This window comes from Microcoleus sp. MON2_D5, from assembly GCF_036701905.1.
Taxonomy (GTDB): Bacteria; Cyanobacteriota; Cyanobacteriia; order Cyanobacteriales; family Microcoleaceae; genus Microcoleus.
This window is the reverse complement of sequence record NZ_JAUBRM010000001.1, coordinates 181,474-198,975: the sequence shown is the minus strand read 5'-3', so window position 1 is coordinate 198,975 and position 17,502 is coordinate 181,474. Positions and strand designations below refer to the sequence as shown.

The following is a 17,502-nucleotide window of genomic DNA, read 5'->3' as shown; positions in this document are numbered from 1 at the left end:
ACTCCAAGATGCCGCTATCCTGTGGTCAAAAAGGGTAAAGGTAGGTTCCAAAACTGGTCAAAATCGATTAGTTAACCTGATCAGCTCTCTCTAAATTCACCATAACTTCTACTCAGCTAAGGCTGAGTAAATTTGTGCTTAGTCTAAACTCCAAACTAAACATTTAACCACTCAAGGAGTACCCTGGGCGCCGGCAACAAAATCATTAACAAAAGCCCGATCGCCATTAGCCCCAAAAAATCCCGTCGATTATCCAATTCACTGACATCATTCAACGCCGGTTCGTCGTTTAGTGGCGTGAAAAACAAAATAATCGCCCACAGCAGTAAACCCTGTTCCAAAAAAGAAAGCAGCAGCATACAAAGTCTAGCAACTTGCCCGATCGCCATACTCGCTCGCTGGCCGAACATCGCGTGAACGATGTGCCCGCCGTCGAGTTGTCCCACCGGCATCAAATTAAACGCCGTCACGATCAAACCCAAATAACCCGCCACCGCTACCGGATGCAAATCGATCGCAGTTTCCGCATTCAAAGCGCCGCCCAAGGTTAACTTGCTCAACAAAGTCATCAGCAGCGAAAAACTGGGTTTGAAAGACTCAAAATTTAACATTCCCGACTTGTCAGACAGCGGTACAATAGTCGAATGATTCAAACCCCAAATTAATAATGGCACTGTCGCCACTAAACCCGCAAGCGGCCCGGCAATGCTAACATCAAATAAAGCTCGGCGGTTGGGAATTGGGCTCCGTATTTGAATGAAAGCCCCAAAAGTTCCTAAGAAAAAAGGAATCGGGATCAAATAAGGCAAAGTCGTGCGAATTTTGTAGAATCGGGCAGCTAAATAGTGGCCGGATTCGTGAATTGCTAAAATTGTAATTAGAGCCAGCGAGTAAGACAAACCCTGGAGCAATATTGACGGGTTGGACTGCAAAGCTTGTTCAGTAACTCCGGCAAGTCGCGCCCCCACAAGTGTAGTCGTAAACACCGTGATCAGCAGCAAAGCTAATGCGAAAAATGGCCGGGTTACAGATTCCTTTTTGACAGGAGTTTCCCCTGATTGGTGGCTGGGATTGGGAACTATAGCAAAAAAAGGTTGACCGCTCAAGCTGTTTTGAAATACTACTAAAAAGCGATCGCCAAAAAGCCTCTCCACATTCTCCCGAATTGCCTTATAAGCAGCCTCGGGGTTTGTCCGCAACTGTCCGCGACAAATTACAGCCTGCGGCCGAAATTCCAAATCTCGCAAAAAGTAAATTGACCAAGGAAAACAATCGCGCAAACTCGCTTCTTCCGCTGCATCGATCGGGCGCACGGGCGGTTTTGGCTTTGCAGGTTCAGTCGCTTCTGCTGCTAGCTGCTCAGCAGTTTCGGCGGTAATTTTCTTGCGCCCCAACTGTACCAAAAACCAATACAAAAAAGGGCAAACCAGAAAAGGTATAATTACCAACTCCGGCGGTACAGTTTTGCTGGTACCGTAAACTAAAATCCAACCACTCCAAATCAGCGCGGGCGCCATCATTACCAGCCACAGCAGCCATATCGGAGTCCTGGTGATGCGGCTGGTGCCGTTCTGCAACAAGTAGTACGATATCAGCCCCAATACGAACAACCATAGTAAAAAGAACATAATATTTATCCCATTCCCTTCTGAAATACTTCCTTGAAACAACAGACTTTAGTCTCCAAACAACCCAGACCCGTGCTCGACAATATCCTTGCTTTCCCGCCTAACCGGGAAACTCTGGGTGCAACAGCCTATTTCATTGTAGAAAACCAAACTAACATCCTGGTGGATTGTCCCGCTTGGGATGAGATTAACCAAACATTTTTGCGGGAACACGGCGGCGTGCGACTGCTGTTTCTCACCCACCGCGGCGCTATCGCCAAGGCGCGGGAGATTCAGGAAGCCACGGGGTGCGAGATCCTGATTCAAGAGCAGGAAGCTTATTTACTGCCGGGTTTGAAGGTGACGGTTTTTGAGCGAGAATTTGTTGTGAGCGATCGAATGAAAGCATTTTGGACTCCTGGCCATTCTCCTGGTTCCTCTTGCCTTTATCATAGTGGCAGCGGTGGAGTGCTGTTTTCGGGTAGGCACTTGCTCCCCAACCGAGAAGCCGCCCCAGTACCGCTGTTGACGGCAAAAACTTTTCACTGGCCCCGGCAAATTAACAGCGTGAAGTCAATTATCGATCGATTTTCGCCAGAAACTTTACAGTATATTTGTCCCGGTGCAAATACTGGTTTTTTGCGGGGAAAAGGAGCGATCGATCGAGCTTTTGAGCAATTAGCCAATCTGGATTTAGCTGTTTGTTTGCAGTCAAAACCTGAACCCTAAATGTATGCTGCAACATCAAAAAATGATCTGACGCGCTAATTATAGCGGTAAGGTGCGCCTAGCGCACCCTACATTATTCTTCAGTCTCTTAGAGAGGAAGTTCGTTGGTGAAGTAGCGGTTTCAACCGCCGATTCTTACCTTGGAAAAAACTGTGGAAAAAACCGAAAAACAAAAAATGCTCGCCGGGGAATTGTATTTAGCTGCTGATGAGCAATTAATTTTAGAGCGCCAACGAGCCCGCCGCCTCACCAGAACCTACAATTCTACCCGCGAAGATGAACCAGACAAACGGTTAGAAATTCTCGCAGAATTGTTCGCTACCGTTGGCCCAAAAGTTGAAATCGAGCCACCCTTCTACTGCGACTACGGTAGCAATATTTATGCTGGAAACGGATTGTACATGAATTTTGGTTGCGTGATTCTCGACTGCAATCGAGTTAACATTGGCGAAAATTTACTGTGCGGCCCCTACGTACAAATTTACACCGCTCTTCACCCCACAGACCCGGAAATAAGGCTTTCTGGCCAAGAACTCGCCGCTGAAATTAATATTGGCAATAATGTTTGGATTGGCGGCGGCAGTATGATTTGTCCAGGAGTCACTATTGGCGACAATAGCACGATCGGCGCAGGCAGTGTTGTTGTCAAAGATATTCCCGCAAACGTCGTGGCAGCGGGGAATCCTTGCCGAATCATCCGGCATCTACCTTGATGTGGTACGATCGACACAATCGTGCGATCGGCTCCTTGGAGCTTAACCCAAAAATTTTAGGTGTTAGAACAGCCGGTTTGATATTTTTCACGTAAAATCCCCGAAAAAAACGCTGGAAAAAATCTCAAATCTAAAATCTAAAATCGCTTAATTTCTCGTTCCCGGTTTCCACACTACCAAGCTTTTTTTATGACGACTGCAACAGTTTATGCCAACGCTCCCGATCTCTGCACCGACGACTACATAGCAGTCGGTGTAGCTACCTGCTTCATCAAAGAAGAAGGCGAAGTTTTTGAAGTGCAAGTAATCGAAGCTATTCCCTCCGCAGCTTTGGAAGCAATTTTGAAGGGAATTCCCACATCTTATTTAATGATTTGCGGGACGACTTTGGGAGCAGTGCTCGACGGCGACACACCCAAAATGTTGCCAGAATTCCCTACCTCAGCTCAGTTTAGCGAAGAATTTGGCTTTCGGGCGATCGCCGCTGCCCGCACTTACAAAATCCGCCCCCAAGCTCAACTTCACATTCCCTTGGGAACAGTTCGCAACGACTTTACTTATTCCTTAGAACGCAAAAGAGTGCTCAACTCCGAGCGCGTCATTCGCACTGAAGACAATGTGAAACAGCACGAACACACTCACAAGGTTCTTTAAACAAATCGCGCAACTCGGGCAATTTAACAGTGCCTCAGCCAGCGGATGCACCGAAAATAGTTCCGAGTTTTGAGATGTAATATGAATTCCGGTTGCACTCCTCAATTTGATTTTTGACTGTTGATTGTTGACTAAAATTATGCTTTCGGGCCAACTGACTGTTGGGATTTTTGAAAAATACCGAGGCAACCGGAAACGATGTAAATTAAAGATTTAACAAGTTTTTAGTTCATTAATGAAGGAAAAAATTTTAATATTTCGTTATTAAGACAAACACCAAACATCTCAATGTAGGGTTCGCATTACTCACATCACCTAATTAACATAATTTATTAACGACTGTTAAGAAAAATCTTAAGTTTTTAATAAAAAGTTTTAATTCATCAAAAAAATGATAGAATATTCTTCCAGTTTAACAAGGTGAGCCGGCCGGCGGGAAAAAAATAAAAAATCCCGCAATTATTGAAGGCTAGTAGTTTCAGACTACTGGCGTGCGGGCGAGTACATCGCAGGTGAGCTAAGGATTTCAATCTCACAAATTGGTCAAACCATGCGAAGCTTTGCGAGAGTAAAGTGGTGGAAATTAACTCGACTATTGCCAGCGGAATTAAAGGGCGAATACCATCTTGGGTACAAAACTGCGCTCTTAATTTTGGGCGGAACAATTCTGGCAGCTAGCATCACGGGTTGTATCAGCTATCAAAGCGTTCGCCGCTTGATTATCACCAAAAGCGAGCGAAATGCTTTGTTAGAAGTTAGGGATCGCGCCAACAAGATCGATCGCTGGCTCGGCACTAGAAAGGCTGAGATCGAAATCCTCGCCCACACTCCTCCCGTTCGTTCGATGAATTGGTCAGTTGCAGAGCCTTATTTAAAATCGGAAGTAAATCGACTGCAAGAATTCCAGCACTTCGCATTAATTGATCCCGACGGTTCTTATTTCACCACAAAAGTGGGCAGAGCGTTGATTAATGTGAGCGACCGCCAACACTTTAAAAAGGCAATGGCTGGGGAAGTCTATGTTTCCGATCCTACCATTTCTCGCACGCTCAAAGGACAAAGTATTGTTCCCATTTCGGCTCCAGTGTGGTCAAATTCGGCAAATTCTATTGATAAAACAGCACAAAAGCCGATCGGAGTAATCAACGGCGTCATTAGGATCGACCGAATTGCCCAAGTAATAGGAAAGCTGGGATATGGGGCAGGAACTTACGCTTTTGTTCTCAATTCTCAAGGAGTGCCGATTGTGCATCCCGACGCTCGGTTAATGGGAAATATCGACAAGCCGGCTCCCAGTCTTTTAGAGTCCGCAGATGCTAATTTGGCGAATGTAGCCCGGGAGATGGTTTATCAAAAAACGGGCATTTCGCTGACTAAAATCAACGACGCCAGAGTTTATGTTGCCTATCTTCCTTTAGAACAAGCTGAATGGTCGATCGCCCTCGTAATTCCCCGCGACAATCTCGAAAAAGAACTCCTTCCTTTCAAGATACTAGCAGTAGCAGCCGGCGTACTTGCCGCCGCAGCTATTTTCGCAGCAATTGTGGCGCTCAAGCTGTTTGCCCTAAATGGCATTCGCAGTCGCACAGAAGGCCTTCTCCACCGCTTGACCGGCCGCATTCGCGCTTCCTTGCACCTCGATCGCATCCTCCAAACTACAGTAGACGAACTCGGTATTTTACTGAAGCTCGATCGAGCAATTTTCGCATGGTACGATCCCCGACAAGATACTTTAGAATTTGGCTGGGAATATTGCCGGGAAGGTTTGCCGGCGTGCTTGGGAATCTTTGGTGTTCCAGGAGGGCCCTCTGGAGATTTAGCTGCACGGCTTCACCGCTGCGAAACGATACTGCTACATAAAACGGCCGCCCCTGATGCCACAGCGTCTGAGGAACACGCCCATATCGAACTCACAAATAGTCACTACGCAGCAGTACCCGTACTAACTCAGAATCATCGGCTTGGATATCTGTTCGCCTGTGCAAACCGGCAGTTTGCAACTCCCGATGAGGTGGAAGTTTTGGAAGCAATTGCAGACTCGCTGGCGATCGCAATTTCCCAATCCCAACTCCACGGGCAAATTCAAGAAGAACTCAAACTTTTGGAAGAAGTATTAGCAAAACTCAGAATCACCGAAGAGCATTTAGTACAAAGCGAAAAAATGACAATTGTCGGTCAACTAGCCGCCGAAGTTGCCCAGGAAATTAATAACCCGATTAACTTTATTTACGGTCGCCTGATTCACGTTAACGATTATATCAAAGATTTGCTCAATATAATTCGCCTCTATCGCGAACAATATCCCGAACCTGTGCCGCGAATTGCCAAAGAAATAGAGGCCTGCGACCTAGATTTTATCAGCGAAGAGTTGCCGCAAATTCTCAACCTTTTGAAAATAGGAGCCGATCGCATTCGCCAGATAGTCCTTGCTTTGCGGAAATTTTCGCTTCCTGACGAACCCAACAAAGAACACGCCAACCTAAATGAAAGCATCGACAATATTTTGCTGTTGCTAGCGGGCCGGCTGGAGCAAAAAATATTAGTAGTCAAGGAGTACCACAACCTGCCGCCCATTTTGTGTTATCCCGGTCAACTGAGCCAGGTATTCGCGAGTCTCCTCAGCAATGCTATTGATGCTCTTAAGAGTATTGAAAACTCCGATCAAATTATTACAATTAAAACAGATATTGTCGAGGGTTATCCCGCCAGGTTTATTGCAGTATCGATCGCCCACAACGGCGCCCGAATTCCCCCGGAAATTCAACACAGAATATTTGACCAGTCTGGTCATACTAAATCATTTAAAAATTTTACAGGATTGGACTTGTCGGTTTGCTATAAAATTATTGTAGAATTGCACGGCGGCCGCCTTACAGTTGAATCTCCCGTGCAATCTCAAATTAAATCTCAAACTGGGGGCGGTGCTGAGTTTATGGTAAAATTGCCTATCCTTTGATATCGCATCTTGCCGCCAGGGAAACCAGTCGCAAATCTTGCCAGCAAGTTCCGCGAAAAGCTTAATTTGGTTTCGCAGTCAAGACTTTAGTCCTCATCAAACGGAGGGCTAAAGTCTTCACTACAAACCTAACGATCATTTGTTAACCCCAATTGCTATGATAGGATTAGGGAAATAATAAAGGTGCAACCACAGCAAACAACCAACCTCCCATTACCAAGACTTCCGCAACAATTAATAAAATATTTTTGTTCATTTTCAAATTAAGCATTTTCACATTAAGAGCGATCGACCAAAGAGCGAATTTTCTTCCACCAAGCCGCCGGCGAATCTTCCGGGGGATATGCGGCATCAAACATCGACAAAATTAGCGGCAAACCCCCCACCTTCGCACTCATCAACAAGTGCATTGCCAGACAAAACACCAATACCACCCAACCAGAAGCGTGTAAATAATACCAAACCTGGGTCAATTCCCCAGCCGGCAGCCATTCTTCCTTAACCATACTGCCAGAAGCGATCGAAAAAGTCAGTGCCAGCAACATCAACGTATTCACAATCCGGTGCAAACTGTACCACCAAATCGGTTTTCCCAACTGCGTTAGTTTCCCAAAAGAATCCGGCTGCACCAAGCGTTTTTGACCGGGGTGGAAACTATACAATGCAAAAGCCGGCATTATTCCTAACAGCAACATCTTGCCAAAAGTGCCGTGAATCCCAATAATATCTGCAATCTGAGGTACGGGGACTTTGCCAAACCGCCCATCGTAGGTGTTGTAAACCAGAAAGGCGCTCAAAATTGCTAAAAGGGCGATCGCAGCGTTAACCCCATGCAGTAACCTGAGCAGCAATGGCTGGTACGGTCTAGATTGCGGCATAGTCGATTCTGCTACTTGATAAATAATCTTTTACAGAATACAGCTAAGCGCTGATTTTTTCAACTCTCGCCAATTGTGAAATAAATGTGAGTCAAAAATGAATATATTATGATAATAACGTAATTATATCAAAATTTAGTGTAAACTAAAACAGTCAAGAGAAGCACGTTATTTATAAAACCTAACACTTTACAAAAATGGATGCAGCCACTACCATATTACTTTCGTTGGGACTAGCAGCAGATGCTTTTGCTGTTGCTGTTTCGAGCGGTTTAGCAATCAAACACATGAAGGTCAATAAAGCTTTAAAAATCGCCTTATTTTTCGGAGGGTTTCAAGCTTTAATGCCCGTCATAGGATGGTTGCTCGGTCTTAGTTTTAGTTTTTTGATAACACCGATCGACCATTGGATCGCTTTTGGGCTTTTGAGTTTCATTGGCGGTAGAATGATTTACGAATCACTGCAAAGCGAAGAATGCGAGAAAAAGTTCAATCCCTTAGATACGGGGACTTTGATAACGCTGTCGGTGGCGACGAGTATCGATGCTCTCGCAGTTGGCCTCGGATTTGCTGTCCTGAAAGATTCTATTGCTCCTGCGGTGACTGCGATCGGATTTATTACTTTCTTTTTAGCCTTTGCAGGCGTGTTTATCGGGCACAAGTGCGGCAACTTATTTGCTAATAAAATTGAGATATTGGGCGGAGCCATTTTGATTTTTATTGGCAGCAGAATCTTGTTTATGCACTTGACAGAAATGCCATTAGTTATCGGTAATTAGTAATTAGTCAGTAGTCAGTAGTCATCAGTCGAACATTGACATCAGAGTCTCTGGTGACTCCAATTCCCAATTCCAAAAAAATGCTATAACAGCAATATTACGTTAAAGGATAAAAATTCCGTGCTGAAACTTTACGGCGCAGCCCGCAGCAGGGCCTCAATTGTCAAGTGGTATCTAGAAGAAATAGGAGTTCCCTACGAATTCGTCATGCTGGATATGCAAGCAGGGGAACACTTGCAGCCAGAGTATCTCGAAATTAACCCGATCGGCAAAGTACCGGCAATTGTTGACGGAGATTTCAAACTTTGGGAATCCGGCGCAATTCTGCTGTATTTAGCTCAAAAACATGGTAAAATGCCCGCGACTTTGGAGCAGCAAGCTCAAATCGTGCAGTGGGTCACGTTTGCTAACGCCACCTTGGGGCCGGGAATATTTGTCGAAGCAAATCGCGATCGCGAAACTCCCAAGTTGTTAAAACCGTTAAATGAAATCTTCGAGAAACAGCCGTTTTTAATGGGTGATGAATTTGGCGTCGCCGACGCAGCAGTCGGGTCAATGTTGGCCTACATTCCGATGATGCTAAAACTAGACCTCAGTGCTTATCCGGCAGTTGTAGATTACATCAAGCGGATCTCAGAAAGACCGGCTTTTAAAAGTGGGATCGGCGGTAGCTGAAGGCAGAAAGAACAGCGAAACAAAACTTAACATCTAAAAGCAGGGGCAATTCTGGAATTGCCCCTGCTTTTATTAAAATCAAACTTATCTAAATCCGACAGCCGCCTGCCAAACAAAAGCCAGCAGCAAGAAAAATACGGGAATGACCGGCAAAACATTAACCAAAGGCTCAAAAATCGAATAAGCTTCGGGCAGTTTTGCTAAGAGTAATGCAGCTTCCATGAATCAACCTACCTATCCAACAGAATTTTCATAATTGTCGCATATCTTTACCCAAGGCAATCACGATCGATCGACTCTCGGTGCAAGCCAGTAGGCAAACTCTTCAGTAAATCGATCGGCAAAAATCGCTTCCCGCATCCTCCCAGTAAAGCGAATCAACTCCGTGACATTGTGAATCGCTAGCAAAGTATACCCCAGGACTTCGTTAGCCCGCGCCAAATGGGCCAAATAAGCCCGACTGAATTTTTGGCAGGTATAACAAGGACAAGACTCATCCAGCGGAGCAAAATCCTCCCGGAACCGAGCATTTTTCAAATTCCAGCGTTCCCCACCAACAAAAGCAGTCCCGTGGCGGGCTAGCCGAGTCGGAATCACGCAGTCAAACATATCTACGCCACTCGCCACCGCCAACGCCATTTCCCGATAAGTCCCAATCCCCATCAAATAACGCGGTTTATTGGGCGGCAACAGAGGCGCAGTCACCTTCACAATCTCTGCGATCAAATCCCCCGATTCCCCCACACTAACGCCACCGATGGCGTAGCCTGGTAAATCCAAATCTACCAACTGGTTCGCCGCGCGCGATCGCAAATCGGGGAAAACGCCCCCCTGGACGATGCCGAACAAAGCTTGATCCGGGCGCGAGTGAGCTTGAATGCAGCGTTGCAGCCAGCGGTAAGTGCGATTTGTGGCAGCCTCCACCTCTTCCCGCGTAGCGGGGTAAGGGGGACACTCGTCAAAGGCCATAATCACATCAGCGCCCAACTCATTCTGAATTTCGATCGATCGTTCCGGCGTCAAATTAATCATGCGGCCATCGCGGGGAGAGCGAAAAGTCACCCCATTCTCAGAAATAGTCCGCATTTGGCTCAAGCTAAACACCTGAAAGCCGCCCGAATCCGTCAGCATCGGGCCCGGCCAAGCCATAAATTTGTGCAATCCGCCCGCGCCTGCGACAATCGCTTCCCCCGGCTGCAAATGCAAGTGATAAGTATTTGCCAAAACCATTTGAGAACCCGCCGCCTCAAGATGTGCCGGTGTCAAAGTTTTGACATTAGCCAGCGTCCCTACCGGCATAAATTTAGGCGTTTCCACCACACCGTGGGGAGTGGTAAAAACCCCTGCACGGGCTTGGGTATGGCTGCAATTAGCCTGACATTTAAAAGTAAATCTCGCGTTGTCTTCAGTCATTAGTCCCCGACGATCGTTAACCGCTACTCGGCCGTCCGTGTTATCTAATCTATTGTTGATGACATCGCGACAAAAAACTCATGACCCCGCCCAAAAACGGATACAAGTTTCCGACAATCGTCGTGGAGGGCAAAAAATTTTAGACCTTAGTTCTAACTCCCAGATTCAATGCTGCAAGAAAATCTAAAATCTAAAATCTAAAATCGACTGACTGACGATTAAAAGGGGGAATCATCTTCGTCCAAGTGCAGATCCCAGTTGCCTGAGAGTACCTGATCGACAACCGCATCCAAAGCCGCAGCATTTAAATTCCGGGCGAATTGCTCTTGCAAAGGATTGGAGAGGGGAATTAACCGCAACTGCCGTCCATCTTGAATCAGGTCAAAATAAGCACCATCTTCAGGGGACTGTTTAAGTTCCAGGTAATCAAAACTATACACGTTCAAATACAGCGCATGGTTGGCAATCAGGGTAGAACGGTCGGGGTTGGCGAAGACTTCGAGCACATAACCTTCCCCTTCGCTATAAATCTGACCATCTTGTATGTGAAGGTAGCGGACACGTCCTAAATCAAACAGCAATCTTTTGATATCGCGTTTGTTGACGACAATCCCTGTATCGATGATGCAAGGAGCAACTACCCTGTTATTCAATTGATCGTCACTCATGGAGTAAAAGCCTCTGTTGTAGTATTTTCCCGTCTTGAAAATCAGGGAGTTAGCTAGAATTCTTGGGAAGGGAAACGCGGATCTTGAGTTTAGTCATTTTAGATAGAGAGCTTTGGGATCGCTGCCGACAGAGGTTTTCCGGGGAAAAGATCTCGGACAGGAGGAATGCTCGATCCAAAAAACTAGGGTGTTACAGTCCAATTCTGGCACACGCTAATCGATTGACAACTGCATACCAGATGAAAAATTTTCTATCTTATGGTGCATGATAAATGGGTTCGCTCTACGATCGACTTTTTCCGGAATCAAGGCGCTGCCATCGCAGCCGCAGTCGCTTTTTATACTTGTTTGCCGGTACCAGTGTCTTGGACTTTGGAGTTTCGGGGCATTGCCCGCTTGGCACCGGCGATCGGGCTTTTGATTGGGGGGATGCTGGGACTGGGGGATGTTGGGTTGCAGTTGTTGGGAATGCCTGCTCTGACTCGATCGGCCTTGGTGGTAGTCTTGGGCATCGCCGTGACTGGCGGGCTGCATCTAGACGGGGCAATGGACGCGGCGGACGGGCTGGCTGTACCCGACCCGGTACGCAGGCTGGAAGTCATGCGGGACAGCGTTACAGGGGCCTTTGGGGCGATGGCTGCGATCGCGATCGTGCTGCTGAAAACTGCCGCTCTCTCGGACTTGAATAACTATCGGTGGCTGGCTTTGATGGGTGTGGCCGGTTGGGGGAGGTGGGCCCAACTGGTGGCTATCGCCCGCTATCCCTATCTCCGGGCCGAGGGTAAGGGAGCTTTTCACAAGGAATCAATTTATTCTCCTTTTGATTTTATACCGGGAGTGCTGTTGCTGCTTAGTTTGAGCGTGGTGCAAGTTGTCTTGGAGGGCGATCGGTGGCTGTTGGCGGCGGGGATGGCTTTGGGGGGAAGTGCGATCGGAATTTTTGCCGGAGCCTGGTTTAACCACCGTTTGGGCGGCCACACGGGCGATACTTACGGTGCTGTAGTCGAGTGGACGGAGGCTTTGTTGCTGTGTCTTTTGGCAGCATTGGAAGGGTGAAGATGCAACGCTTGCGCTTTTTGTTTGCGCTTTTTGTTCGAGAGTGCGATCGAACTTCTACCCAACAAAAACTTTACCGCATTTCCCAGACTATGATCTCCCCTTTGCTGCCACCGATAATAGTTTGCCAATCCGGGCTGATGGCGACGCAATAAACCTCGTGTGAATGTCCTTCTAGGGTTCTTTTCAATTCGCCGGTGTGCAGATTCCAGACTTTGATCGTTTTGTCCAAACTCCCACTCACAAAAGTTTGCCCATCCGGGCTGATGGCGACGGAAAAAACCGATTCTGAATGTCCTTCGAGAGTTCTGATCAATTCCCCAGTGTACAGATTCCAGACTTTGATCGTTTTGTCCAAACTCCCACTAACAAGAGTTTGCCCATCCGGGCTGATGGCGACGGATTTAACCACGCCTGAATGTCCTCTAATAGTTGTGCTCAATTCCCCGGTGTGTACATTCCAAACTTTGATGGTTTTGTAACTCCCACTAACAAGAGTTTGCCCATCCGGGCTAATGGCGACGGAATTAACCAAGTTTGAATGTCCTGCAAGGGTTCTGCTCAATTCGCCGGTGTGCAGATTCCACACTTTGATGGTACAGTCCGCACTCCCACTCACCAGAGTTTGCCCATCCGGGCTGATGGCTACGGAAAAAACCGATTCTGAATGTCCTGCAAGGGTTCTGCTCAATTCGCGGGTGTGGAGATTCCACACTTTGATGGTACAGTCCGCACTCCCACTCACCAGAGTTTGCCCATCCGAGCTGATGGCTACGGAATGAACCCGGTGTGAATGTCCTAGAAAGGTTCTGGTAAATTCCCCGGTGTGCCGATTCCACACTTTGATGGTATAGTCCCAACTCCCACTAACAAGAGTTTGCCCATCCGGGCTGATGGCTACGGAATTAACAGAGTGTGAATGTCCTTCCAGGGTTCTGCTCAATTCCCCAGTGTGCAGATTCCAGACTTTGATGGTTTGGTCCCTACTCCCACTAACAAGAGTTTGCCCACCCGGGCTGATGGCTACGGAAAAAACCAATTCTGAATGTCCTTCGAGAGTTCTGATCCATTCCCTTGTGTGCAGATTCCAGACTTTGATCGTTTTGTCCCCACTTCCACTAACAAGAGTTTGCCCATCCGGGCTGATGGCGACGGAAAAAACTGATTCTGAATGTCCTCGAAGGGTTAGGCTCAATTCCCCAGTGTGGAGATTCCAGACTTTGATCGTTTTGTCCACACTTCCACTAACAAGAGTTTGCCCATCCGGGCTAATGGCGACGGAATTAACCCAGTTTGAATGTCCTTCGAGAGTTCCGATCAATTCCCCAGTGTGGAGATTCCAGACTTTGATGGTACAGTCCGCACTTCCACTAACAAGAATTTGCCCATCCGGGCTAATGGCGACGGAAAAAACCTTGGAAAAAACATTGCTTGAATTTCCTGCAAGGGTTCTACTCAATTCCCCGGTATGCAGATTCCAGACTTTGATGGTTTTGTCCCAACTCCCACTGACAATAGTTTGCCCATCCGGGCTAATGGCGACGGATTTAACCACGCCTGAATGTCCTAGAAGGGTTCTGGTCAATTCCCCGGTGTGCAGATTCCAGACTTTGATGGTACCGTCCCCACTCCCACTGACAATAGTTTGCCCATCCGGGCTGATGGCCACCGAAAAAACGGATTTTGAATGTCCTCTAAGAGTTGCGATCAATGCCCCGGTGTGTAGATTCCCGACTTTGATGGTTTTGTCCAAACTCCCACTGACAATAGTTTGCCCATCCGGGCTGATGGCCACCGAAAAAACGGATTCTGAATGCTCCCCAAAAGTATACGATCGCTCAAAAAGTCGCCAGGGGTTGTACTCTTGTAAAATCTGTTTAACTCTCGGTTCTTCCCTTTCCCGCAATAGCCGATATGCAGCCCTTTCTACCTGCTGTGATTCATCCTGCAAAGCCCGAATCACCAAGTCCAAACCAGCTTCTCCATACTTAAGCGCCTCGGAAACAGCAGCAATTCGTTGCTCGATAACTACACTCGCCAAGCGCCTCTTTACACCTTCGATACCTCCCAAAATAGCCGCGTTAGCTGGTGTTGAGGATTCACCACCAAGGACGGCATCGTATTCTCTAGGCTGATTAGGATTTTGTGTCATAGCACTTTTACATACTTACTATACAAAAATTTACTAAAATTAACTATTTTTTTTAAGCTTTTAGTGATTGTTCAACCATTATTTTTAACCAATTTAAAAAATCGGGGTAGGCCGACCTTTTTACAGGCGAGTCTGTTTTGAACCGAATGTGGTTTAGTTTCTCTTAAATTGTTTCTAAGTTAACACTGATTCTCTCGTCCGCACCATTCTGCATCATCCAATAGTTTAGCGACTTTATCGGTTTTATTTCGCTCATTTCAATACAGCCATTCATTCTGTAGGCAAGGGCGCGATCGAGTCTTGCTTGGGTAAATTCTTCAGCCAACCTTCTAAATGTGCGTGAGCCTTCATTCTAGAGAACGAGGACTCACATCTTCAGGCTTAGATTGCTTTAAAACTCGCACCATCGTCTGTGCAGCATCAAACGCATCATAGGGCGACCAAATCTCACACACTACCCCAGATGCGATCGCATCCTGTTCTCGACTCTGCAGACATCCCATAAGTATTTGCAACGTCACTTACTCCACAGAAAGACCGCGCCCTTCAGCAGACTGTAAAAGATACTGCTTGTATTCAGGTGATAGATTCAGCGTAAAATTTATAAACGGCTCCTGTTTGTTGGTAATTGCTTCGTTAAATTATATAAAGCTAACCTCAATTTTTCAGAAAGCTATGGAATATTTGATTGCTGCGGTTTTGCTCGGAATGTTGATTTGGACTGGTATCGAGATCGTGCAAACAGTCCGCAAGTGGGAACCGAATCAATCCGAATTCAACAAAAAGATGCAGGGCAAAATGGGTCAGTACGAGGCTAATGGTTTTTTAGCTGACAGTGCGATCGACTCCGGGGCGAAAACAGTCGGACACACACTGCACACCAGTCACTGTGCCGCCGAAGCAGCAGCTTGCGAAGCTGCTCCAAGTGTGATCGGTCATGTGGTAGAAGGCTTGTTGCACGTGCTACACCATTAATATCGTGTCTGTTAGCGTAAGTTGTCCAAGTGTTTTTGATGCTGTAGCGGCGGGTTTTACCAATAATCTTTGACGCACACAAACAATCCCCTAAACCCGCCCGCCAACAACTAATAACCTATATCAACCTTGACTTTGATCGAAGGGAAAAAATGTACATTGACGTTTACCGTTGAGAGAGGGGGCGGGTTTATGGGATTATTAGTTTTTGCCGTAGATGGTTGGTAAAACCCCCCCTACCATCGCGCAAATCCTACAAAAACCAACCAATCCCAAGTGATATAACAACACAAAATGAATGGAAAAAGCCATTTAAAATTTTCCATTCATTCTCAATTTTTACGCTTTCGGCTCAACCCAAACCGTCATCCCCTCAACCCTCAAACCTTTGCCGCGAGTGCCGCAATATTGACCGTTAGTAGTAACAGGAGTATCCCCCACATTCTGGATGTGAGCCGTATAAAATACGTCGTATTTATCAGCTTGCGGCCCTGTCAGCCGCGCGGCGAATCCCTCAATGCGCTTGGCTTTGCCCCGGAAACCGGCCAACTCCCCTTCTGAGATCCAAGCAGTATCGCCAACTCCTTCAACGTGAGCCATGTACTGCAAATTTAAACCCGCAACGGGAGGCTCTATTTTAATTTGAAATCCTTCCACGCGGCGGCCTTGAGCTTTAGTACCCGCATATTCTCGAGCGCTAAAAGTTCGATCGCCAATTCCTTGAATGTGCGCCAACACTTTTAAACCCACAGGCGCCACTGTTTGGGAACTCGCAGACTGCGCGATCCAAACTTTGATGCCCTCTATTCTCAAAGCTTTGCCGCGAGTGCCGCAGTATTCGCCGTTGGAGGACACGTCGGTGTCGCCGATATTCTGAATGTGAGCGCTATAAAATACGTCGTACTTATCAGCTTGCGGCCCGCTCAACCGCACCGCAAATCCCTCAATTCGTTTCGCTTGACCCCGAAAACCTGCCAATTCTCCTTCGCTAAGCCAAGGAGTATCCCCAACACCTTCGACGTGAGCCATGTACTCGACATTTAAACCGGGAATTGGCGGGTCGATATTAATCGCAAATCCTTCGACACGGCGCCCTTGAGCTTTAGTACCCGCGTATTCTTGAGCACCGAAAGTTCGATCGCCAATCCCCTGAATGTGCACCAAAACTTTGATTCCCAAACCGCCCTCTACTGCCACCGCTGGTTGAATGTTCCGGGGTGCCCCAAAAACAATGTTCCCAGAACCGGTTGTCGGGAGAGACTTAGGTACTTCCACGCTGGGAACAATAATTACCTCGTGCATGGGGGCAGAAGGTGCAGGGGATTCCAAAATCTGGATCTGTGGCGCAACTGTAACTTGTTTCGGCGCCACATTTCCTGACGGAATGACAATCACTTCTGGCAAAGGTTCGGCGCTGATTTTTTGTTCTGGCGCTGCTTTAAATGCGGGTTCGACTTTTGCAGGTGCTGCTTTTACCATCTCAGCAATGGTTAATTTGCCTCTGGAAATGGCTACGGCTATTTGTTTGCCAAAAGCGGCGCTGACTGTTTCTTCGAGAATGACCCACTGTTCGTCATCTAATTTGTCTTGCTGTTCCACCAGGGCGAGCACTGCTGAAACTGGGTGTTTGCCGCTGACTAAGGATTCTGCGTCAGAATGCAGTTGAGTTGGGGTTGATTCGGAAATCGCGCGTTGCAGTTCGCGGGCTCTGGCATGAACTGATTGTAAGGGTGCGAAGTCGCTTTGTTCGCGGTGGGCGATCGCCAATACTCGATCGATCACTTTCAATGCTGCATCGCGAATTTCTGCTTTACCTTCGGAAGCTGCGGCAGTCTCGACTAAGTTTTGAATGTCTTTGAGGGAAGCAATTTCCCCCGGCGCGATCGCGGATTTGTTGAGTTCGAGAGCTTGTTTTTGGACTGCGGCAAAGTTGCGGCTGTAGGCTGCTACTTCCTGCAGCAAGCTGTCAGAGGGAGGAAGGCCGGAGTCTTGCAGTTGTTTTGCTGCTTGAGACAGGCGATCGGCCAAATTAGCATAAGTTTCCGATAGTCGGGCTATTTGTTGTAGCAAATCTTTATGAGCTAGTTCCATATGTCTTGCCGTAAATATTTAACTTGCTGATTATAGACGTTGAGCGTCTTCTGAAGGTAGAAGGCAGTAGTCATCAGTCATTAGTCCCAGGGAAAAAGAAAAATGCTCCCCCTCTCCGACTCCTCCACTCGGACACTCTCCGACTCCCCCACCCAG

At 47.2% G+C, this 17,502-nt stretch carries 16 protein-coding genes; 8 read left to right on the top strand and 8 right to left on the bottom strand.

Annotation, left to right across the window (positions count from 1 at the left end; translation table 11 throughout):
• Nucleotides 1–155: 155 nt before the first annotated feature.
• Nucleotides 156–1,628 (bottom strand): site-2 protease family protein, encoded by a 1,473-nt coding sequence (locus QUA47_RS00830; protein ID WP_333429334.1) that lies wholly within the window; start codon nt 1,626–1,628, stop codon nt 156–158.
• Between the two features lie 33 nt (nt 1,629–1,661).
• Here QUA47_RS00830 and QUA47_RS00825 point away from each other — a divergent pair, with 33 nt between their 5' ends.
• From QUA47_RS00825 to QUA47_RS00810, 4 genes are all read left to right on the top strand, one after another.
• Nucleotides 1,662–2,336, top strand: coding sequence for an MBL fold metallo-hydrolase (locus QUA47_RS00825; protein ID WP_333429333.1), 675 nt, complete (start codon nt 1,662–1,664; stop codon nt 2,334–2,336).
• A 152-nt stretch (nt 2,337–2,488) separates the two neighbouring features.
• A complete protein-coding gene (locus QUA47_RS00820; RefSeq protein WP_333429332.1) occupies nt 2,489–3,049 on the top strand; it encodes a sugar O-acetyltransferase in 561 nt (186 codons plus the stop codon).
• Between the two features lie 189 nt (nt 3,050–3,238).
• The gene (locus QUA47_RS00815; RefSeq protein ID WP_333217479.1) at nt 3,239–3,703 is read left to right on the top strand and encodes a hypothetical protein; all 465 of its coding nucleotides are present in this window, start codon (nt 3,239–3,241) and stop codon (nt 3,701–3,703) included.
• Nucleotides 3,704–4,298: 595 nt separating this feature from the next.
• Nucleotides 4,299–6,659 (top strand): cache domain-containing protein, encoded by a 2,361-nt coding sequence (locus tag QUA47_RS00810; RefSeq protein ID WP_333429331.1) that lies wholly within the window; start codon nt 4,299–4,301, stop codon nt 6,657–6,659.
• A 278-nt stretch (nt 6,660–6,937) separates the two neighbouring features.
• On the opposite strand, the gene QUA47_RS00805 is transcribed toward QUA47_RS00810, so the two are convergent.
• Nucleotides 6,938–7,537, bottom strand: coding sequence for a cytochrome b/b6 domain-containing protein (locus QUA47_RS00805; protein WP_333429330.1), 600 nt, complete (start codon nt 7,535–7,537; stop codon nt 6,938–6,940).
• A gap of 197 nt (nt 7,538–7,734) precedes the next feature.
• On the opposite strand from QUA47_RS00805, the gene QUA47_RS00800 reads away from it, so the two are divergent.
• A complete protein-coding gene (locus tag QUA47_RS00800) occupies nt 7,735–8,316 on the top strand; it encodes a manganese efflux pump MntP family protein (protein WP_333429329.1) in 582 nt (193 codons plus the stop codon).
• A 120-nt stretch (nt 8,317–8,436) separates the two neighbouring features.
• Nucleotides 8,437–8,991, top strand: coding sequence for a glutathione S-transferase family protein (locus tag QUA47_RS00795; RefSeq protein WP_333429328.1), 555 nt, complete (start codon nt 8,437–8,439; stop codon nt 8,989–8,991).
• Nucleotides 8,992–9,075: 84 nt separating this feature from the next.
• Here the strand turns inward: QUA47_RS00795 and QUA47_RS00790 are convergent, their stop codons facing one another.
• The 3 genes from QUA47_RS00790 to QUA47_RS00780 all read right to left on the bottom strand — a co-directional run bounded on the left by QUA47_RS00790 (nt 9,076) and on the right by QUA47_RS00780 (nt 11,072).
• Nucleotides 9,076–9,213: a photosystem II reaction center protein K gene (locus QUA47_RS00790; protein ID WP_006634808.1), complete on the bottom strand. Its 138-nt coding sequence runs from the start codon at nt 9,211–9,213 to the stop codon at nt 9,076–9,078.
• A 60-nt stretch (nt 9,214–9,273) separates the two neighbouring features.
• Complete coding sequence (tgt, locus tag QUA47_RS00785) at nt 9,274–10,404, bottom strand: tRNA guanosine(34) transglycosylase Tgt (RefSeq protein ID WP_333429327.1); 1,131 nt, start codon at nt 10,402–10,404, stop codon at nt 9,274–9,276.
• 218 nt (nt 10,405–10,622) lie between these two features.
• Complete coding sequence (locus QUA47_RS00780; protein WP_333289595.1) at nt 10,623–11,072, bottom strand: hypothetical protein; 450 nt, start codon at nt 11,070–11,072, stop codon at nt 10,623–10,625.
• Between the two features lie 258 nt (nt 11,073–11,330).
• Here QUA47_RS00780 and cobS point away from each other — a divergent pair, with 258 nt between their 5' ends.
• Nucleotides 11,331–12,128 (top strand): adenosylcobinamide-GDP ribazoletransferase, encoded by a 798-nt coding sequence (gene cobS, locus QUA47_RS00775; RefSeq protein WP_190662160.1) that lies wholly within the window; start codon nt 11,331–11,333, stop codon nt 12,126–12,128.
• Nucleotides 12,129–12,201: 73 nt separating this feature from the next.
• Here cobS and QUA47_RS00770 read toward each other — a convergent pair whose 3' ends face one another.
• The gene (locus QUA47_RS00770; protein ID WP_333429326.1) at nt 12,202–14,280 is read right to left on the bottom strand and encodes a hypothetical protein; all 2,079 of its coding nucleotides are present in this window, start codon (nt 14,278–14,280) and stop codon (nt 12,202–12,204) included.
• Nucleotides 14,281–14,627: 347 nt separating this feature from the next.
• Nucleotides 14,628–14,783: a hypothetical protein gene (locus QUA47_RS00765; RefSeq protein WP_333429325.1), complete on the bottom strand. Its 156-nt coding sequence runs from the start codon at nt 14,781–14,783 to the stop codon at nt 14,628–14,630.
• A gap of 172 nt (nt 14,784–14,955) precedes the next feature.
• Here QUA47_RS00765 and QUA47_RS00760 point away from each other — a divergent pair, with 172 nt between their 5' ends.
• Nucleotides 14,956–15,255: a hypothetical protein gene (locus QUA47_RS00760; protein WP_333429324.1), complete on the top strand. Its 300-nt coding sequence runs from the start codon at nt 14,956–14,958 to the stop codon at nt 15,253–15,255.
• Between the two features lie 339 nt (nt 15,256–15,594).
• Here QUA47_RS00760 and QUA47_RS00755 read toward each other — a convergent pair whose 3' ends face one another.
• Nucleotides 15,595–17,346 carry a hypothetical protein gene (locus tag QUA47_RS00755; RefSeq protein WP_333429323.1) on the bottom strand — a complete coding sequence of 584 codons (1,752 nt, stop codon included), beginning with the start codon at nt 17,344–17,346 and terminating at the stop codon, nt 15,595–15,597.
• Nucleotides 17,347–17,502 lie beyond the last annotated feature (156 nt).

Bases quoted from the DNA above. Each gene is read 5' to 3' on its own strand.
- QUA47_RS00830 (WP_333429334.1), bottom strand. From the start codon at position 1,628: ATGTTCTTTTTACTATGGTTGTTCGTATTGGGGCTGATATCGTACTAC.
- QUA47_RS00815 (WP_333217479.1), top strand. From the start codon at position 3,239: ATGACGACTGCAACAGTTTATGCCAACGCTCCCGATCTCTGCACCGAC.
- QUA47_RS00805 (WP_333429330.1), bottom strand. From the start codon at position 7,537: ATGCCGCAATCTAGACCGTACCAGCCATTGCTGCTCAGGTTACTGCAT.
- QUA47_RS00800 (WP_333429329.1), top strand. From the start codon at position 7,735: ATGGATGCAGCCACTACCATATTACTTTCGTTGGGACTAGCAGCAGAT.
- QUA47_RS00790 (WP_006634808.1), bottom strand. From the start codon at position 9,213: ATGGAAGCTGCATTACTCTTAGCAAAACTGCCCGAAGCTTATTCGATT.
- tgt (WP_333429327.1), bottom strand. From the start codon at position 10,404: ATGACTGAAGACAACGCGAGATTTACTTTTAAATGTCAGGCTAATTGC.
- QUA47_RS00780 (WP_333289595.1), bottom strand. From the start codon at position 11,072: ATGAGTGACGATCAATTGAATAACAGGGTAGTTGCTCCTTGCATCATC.
- cobS (WP_190662160.1), top strand. From the start codon at position 11,331: ATGGTGCATGATAAATGGGTTCGCTCTACGATCGACTTTTTCCGGAAT.
- QUA47_RS00770 (WP_333429326.1), bottom strand. From the start codon at position 14,280: ATGACACAAAATCCTAATCAGCCTAGAGAATACGATGCCGTCCTTGGT.
- QUA47_RS00765 (WP_333429325.1), bottom strand. From the start codon at position 14,783: ATGGGATGTCTGCAGAGTCGAGAACAGGATGCGATCGCATCTGGGGTA.
- QUA47_RS00760 (WP_333429324.1), top strand. From the start codon at position 14,956: ATGGAATATTTGATTGCTGCGGTTTTGCTCGGAATGTTGATTTGGACT.
- QUA47_RS00755 (WP_333429323.1), bottom strand. From the start codon at position 17,346: ATGGAACTAGCTCATAAAGATTTGCTACAACAAATAGCCCGACTATCG.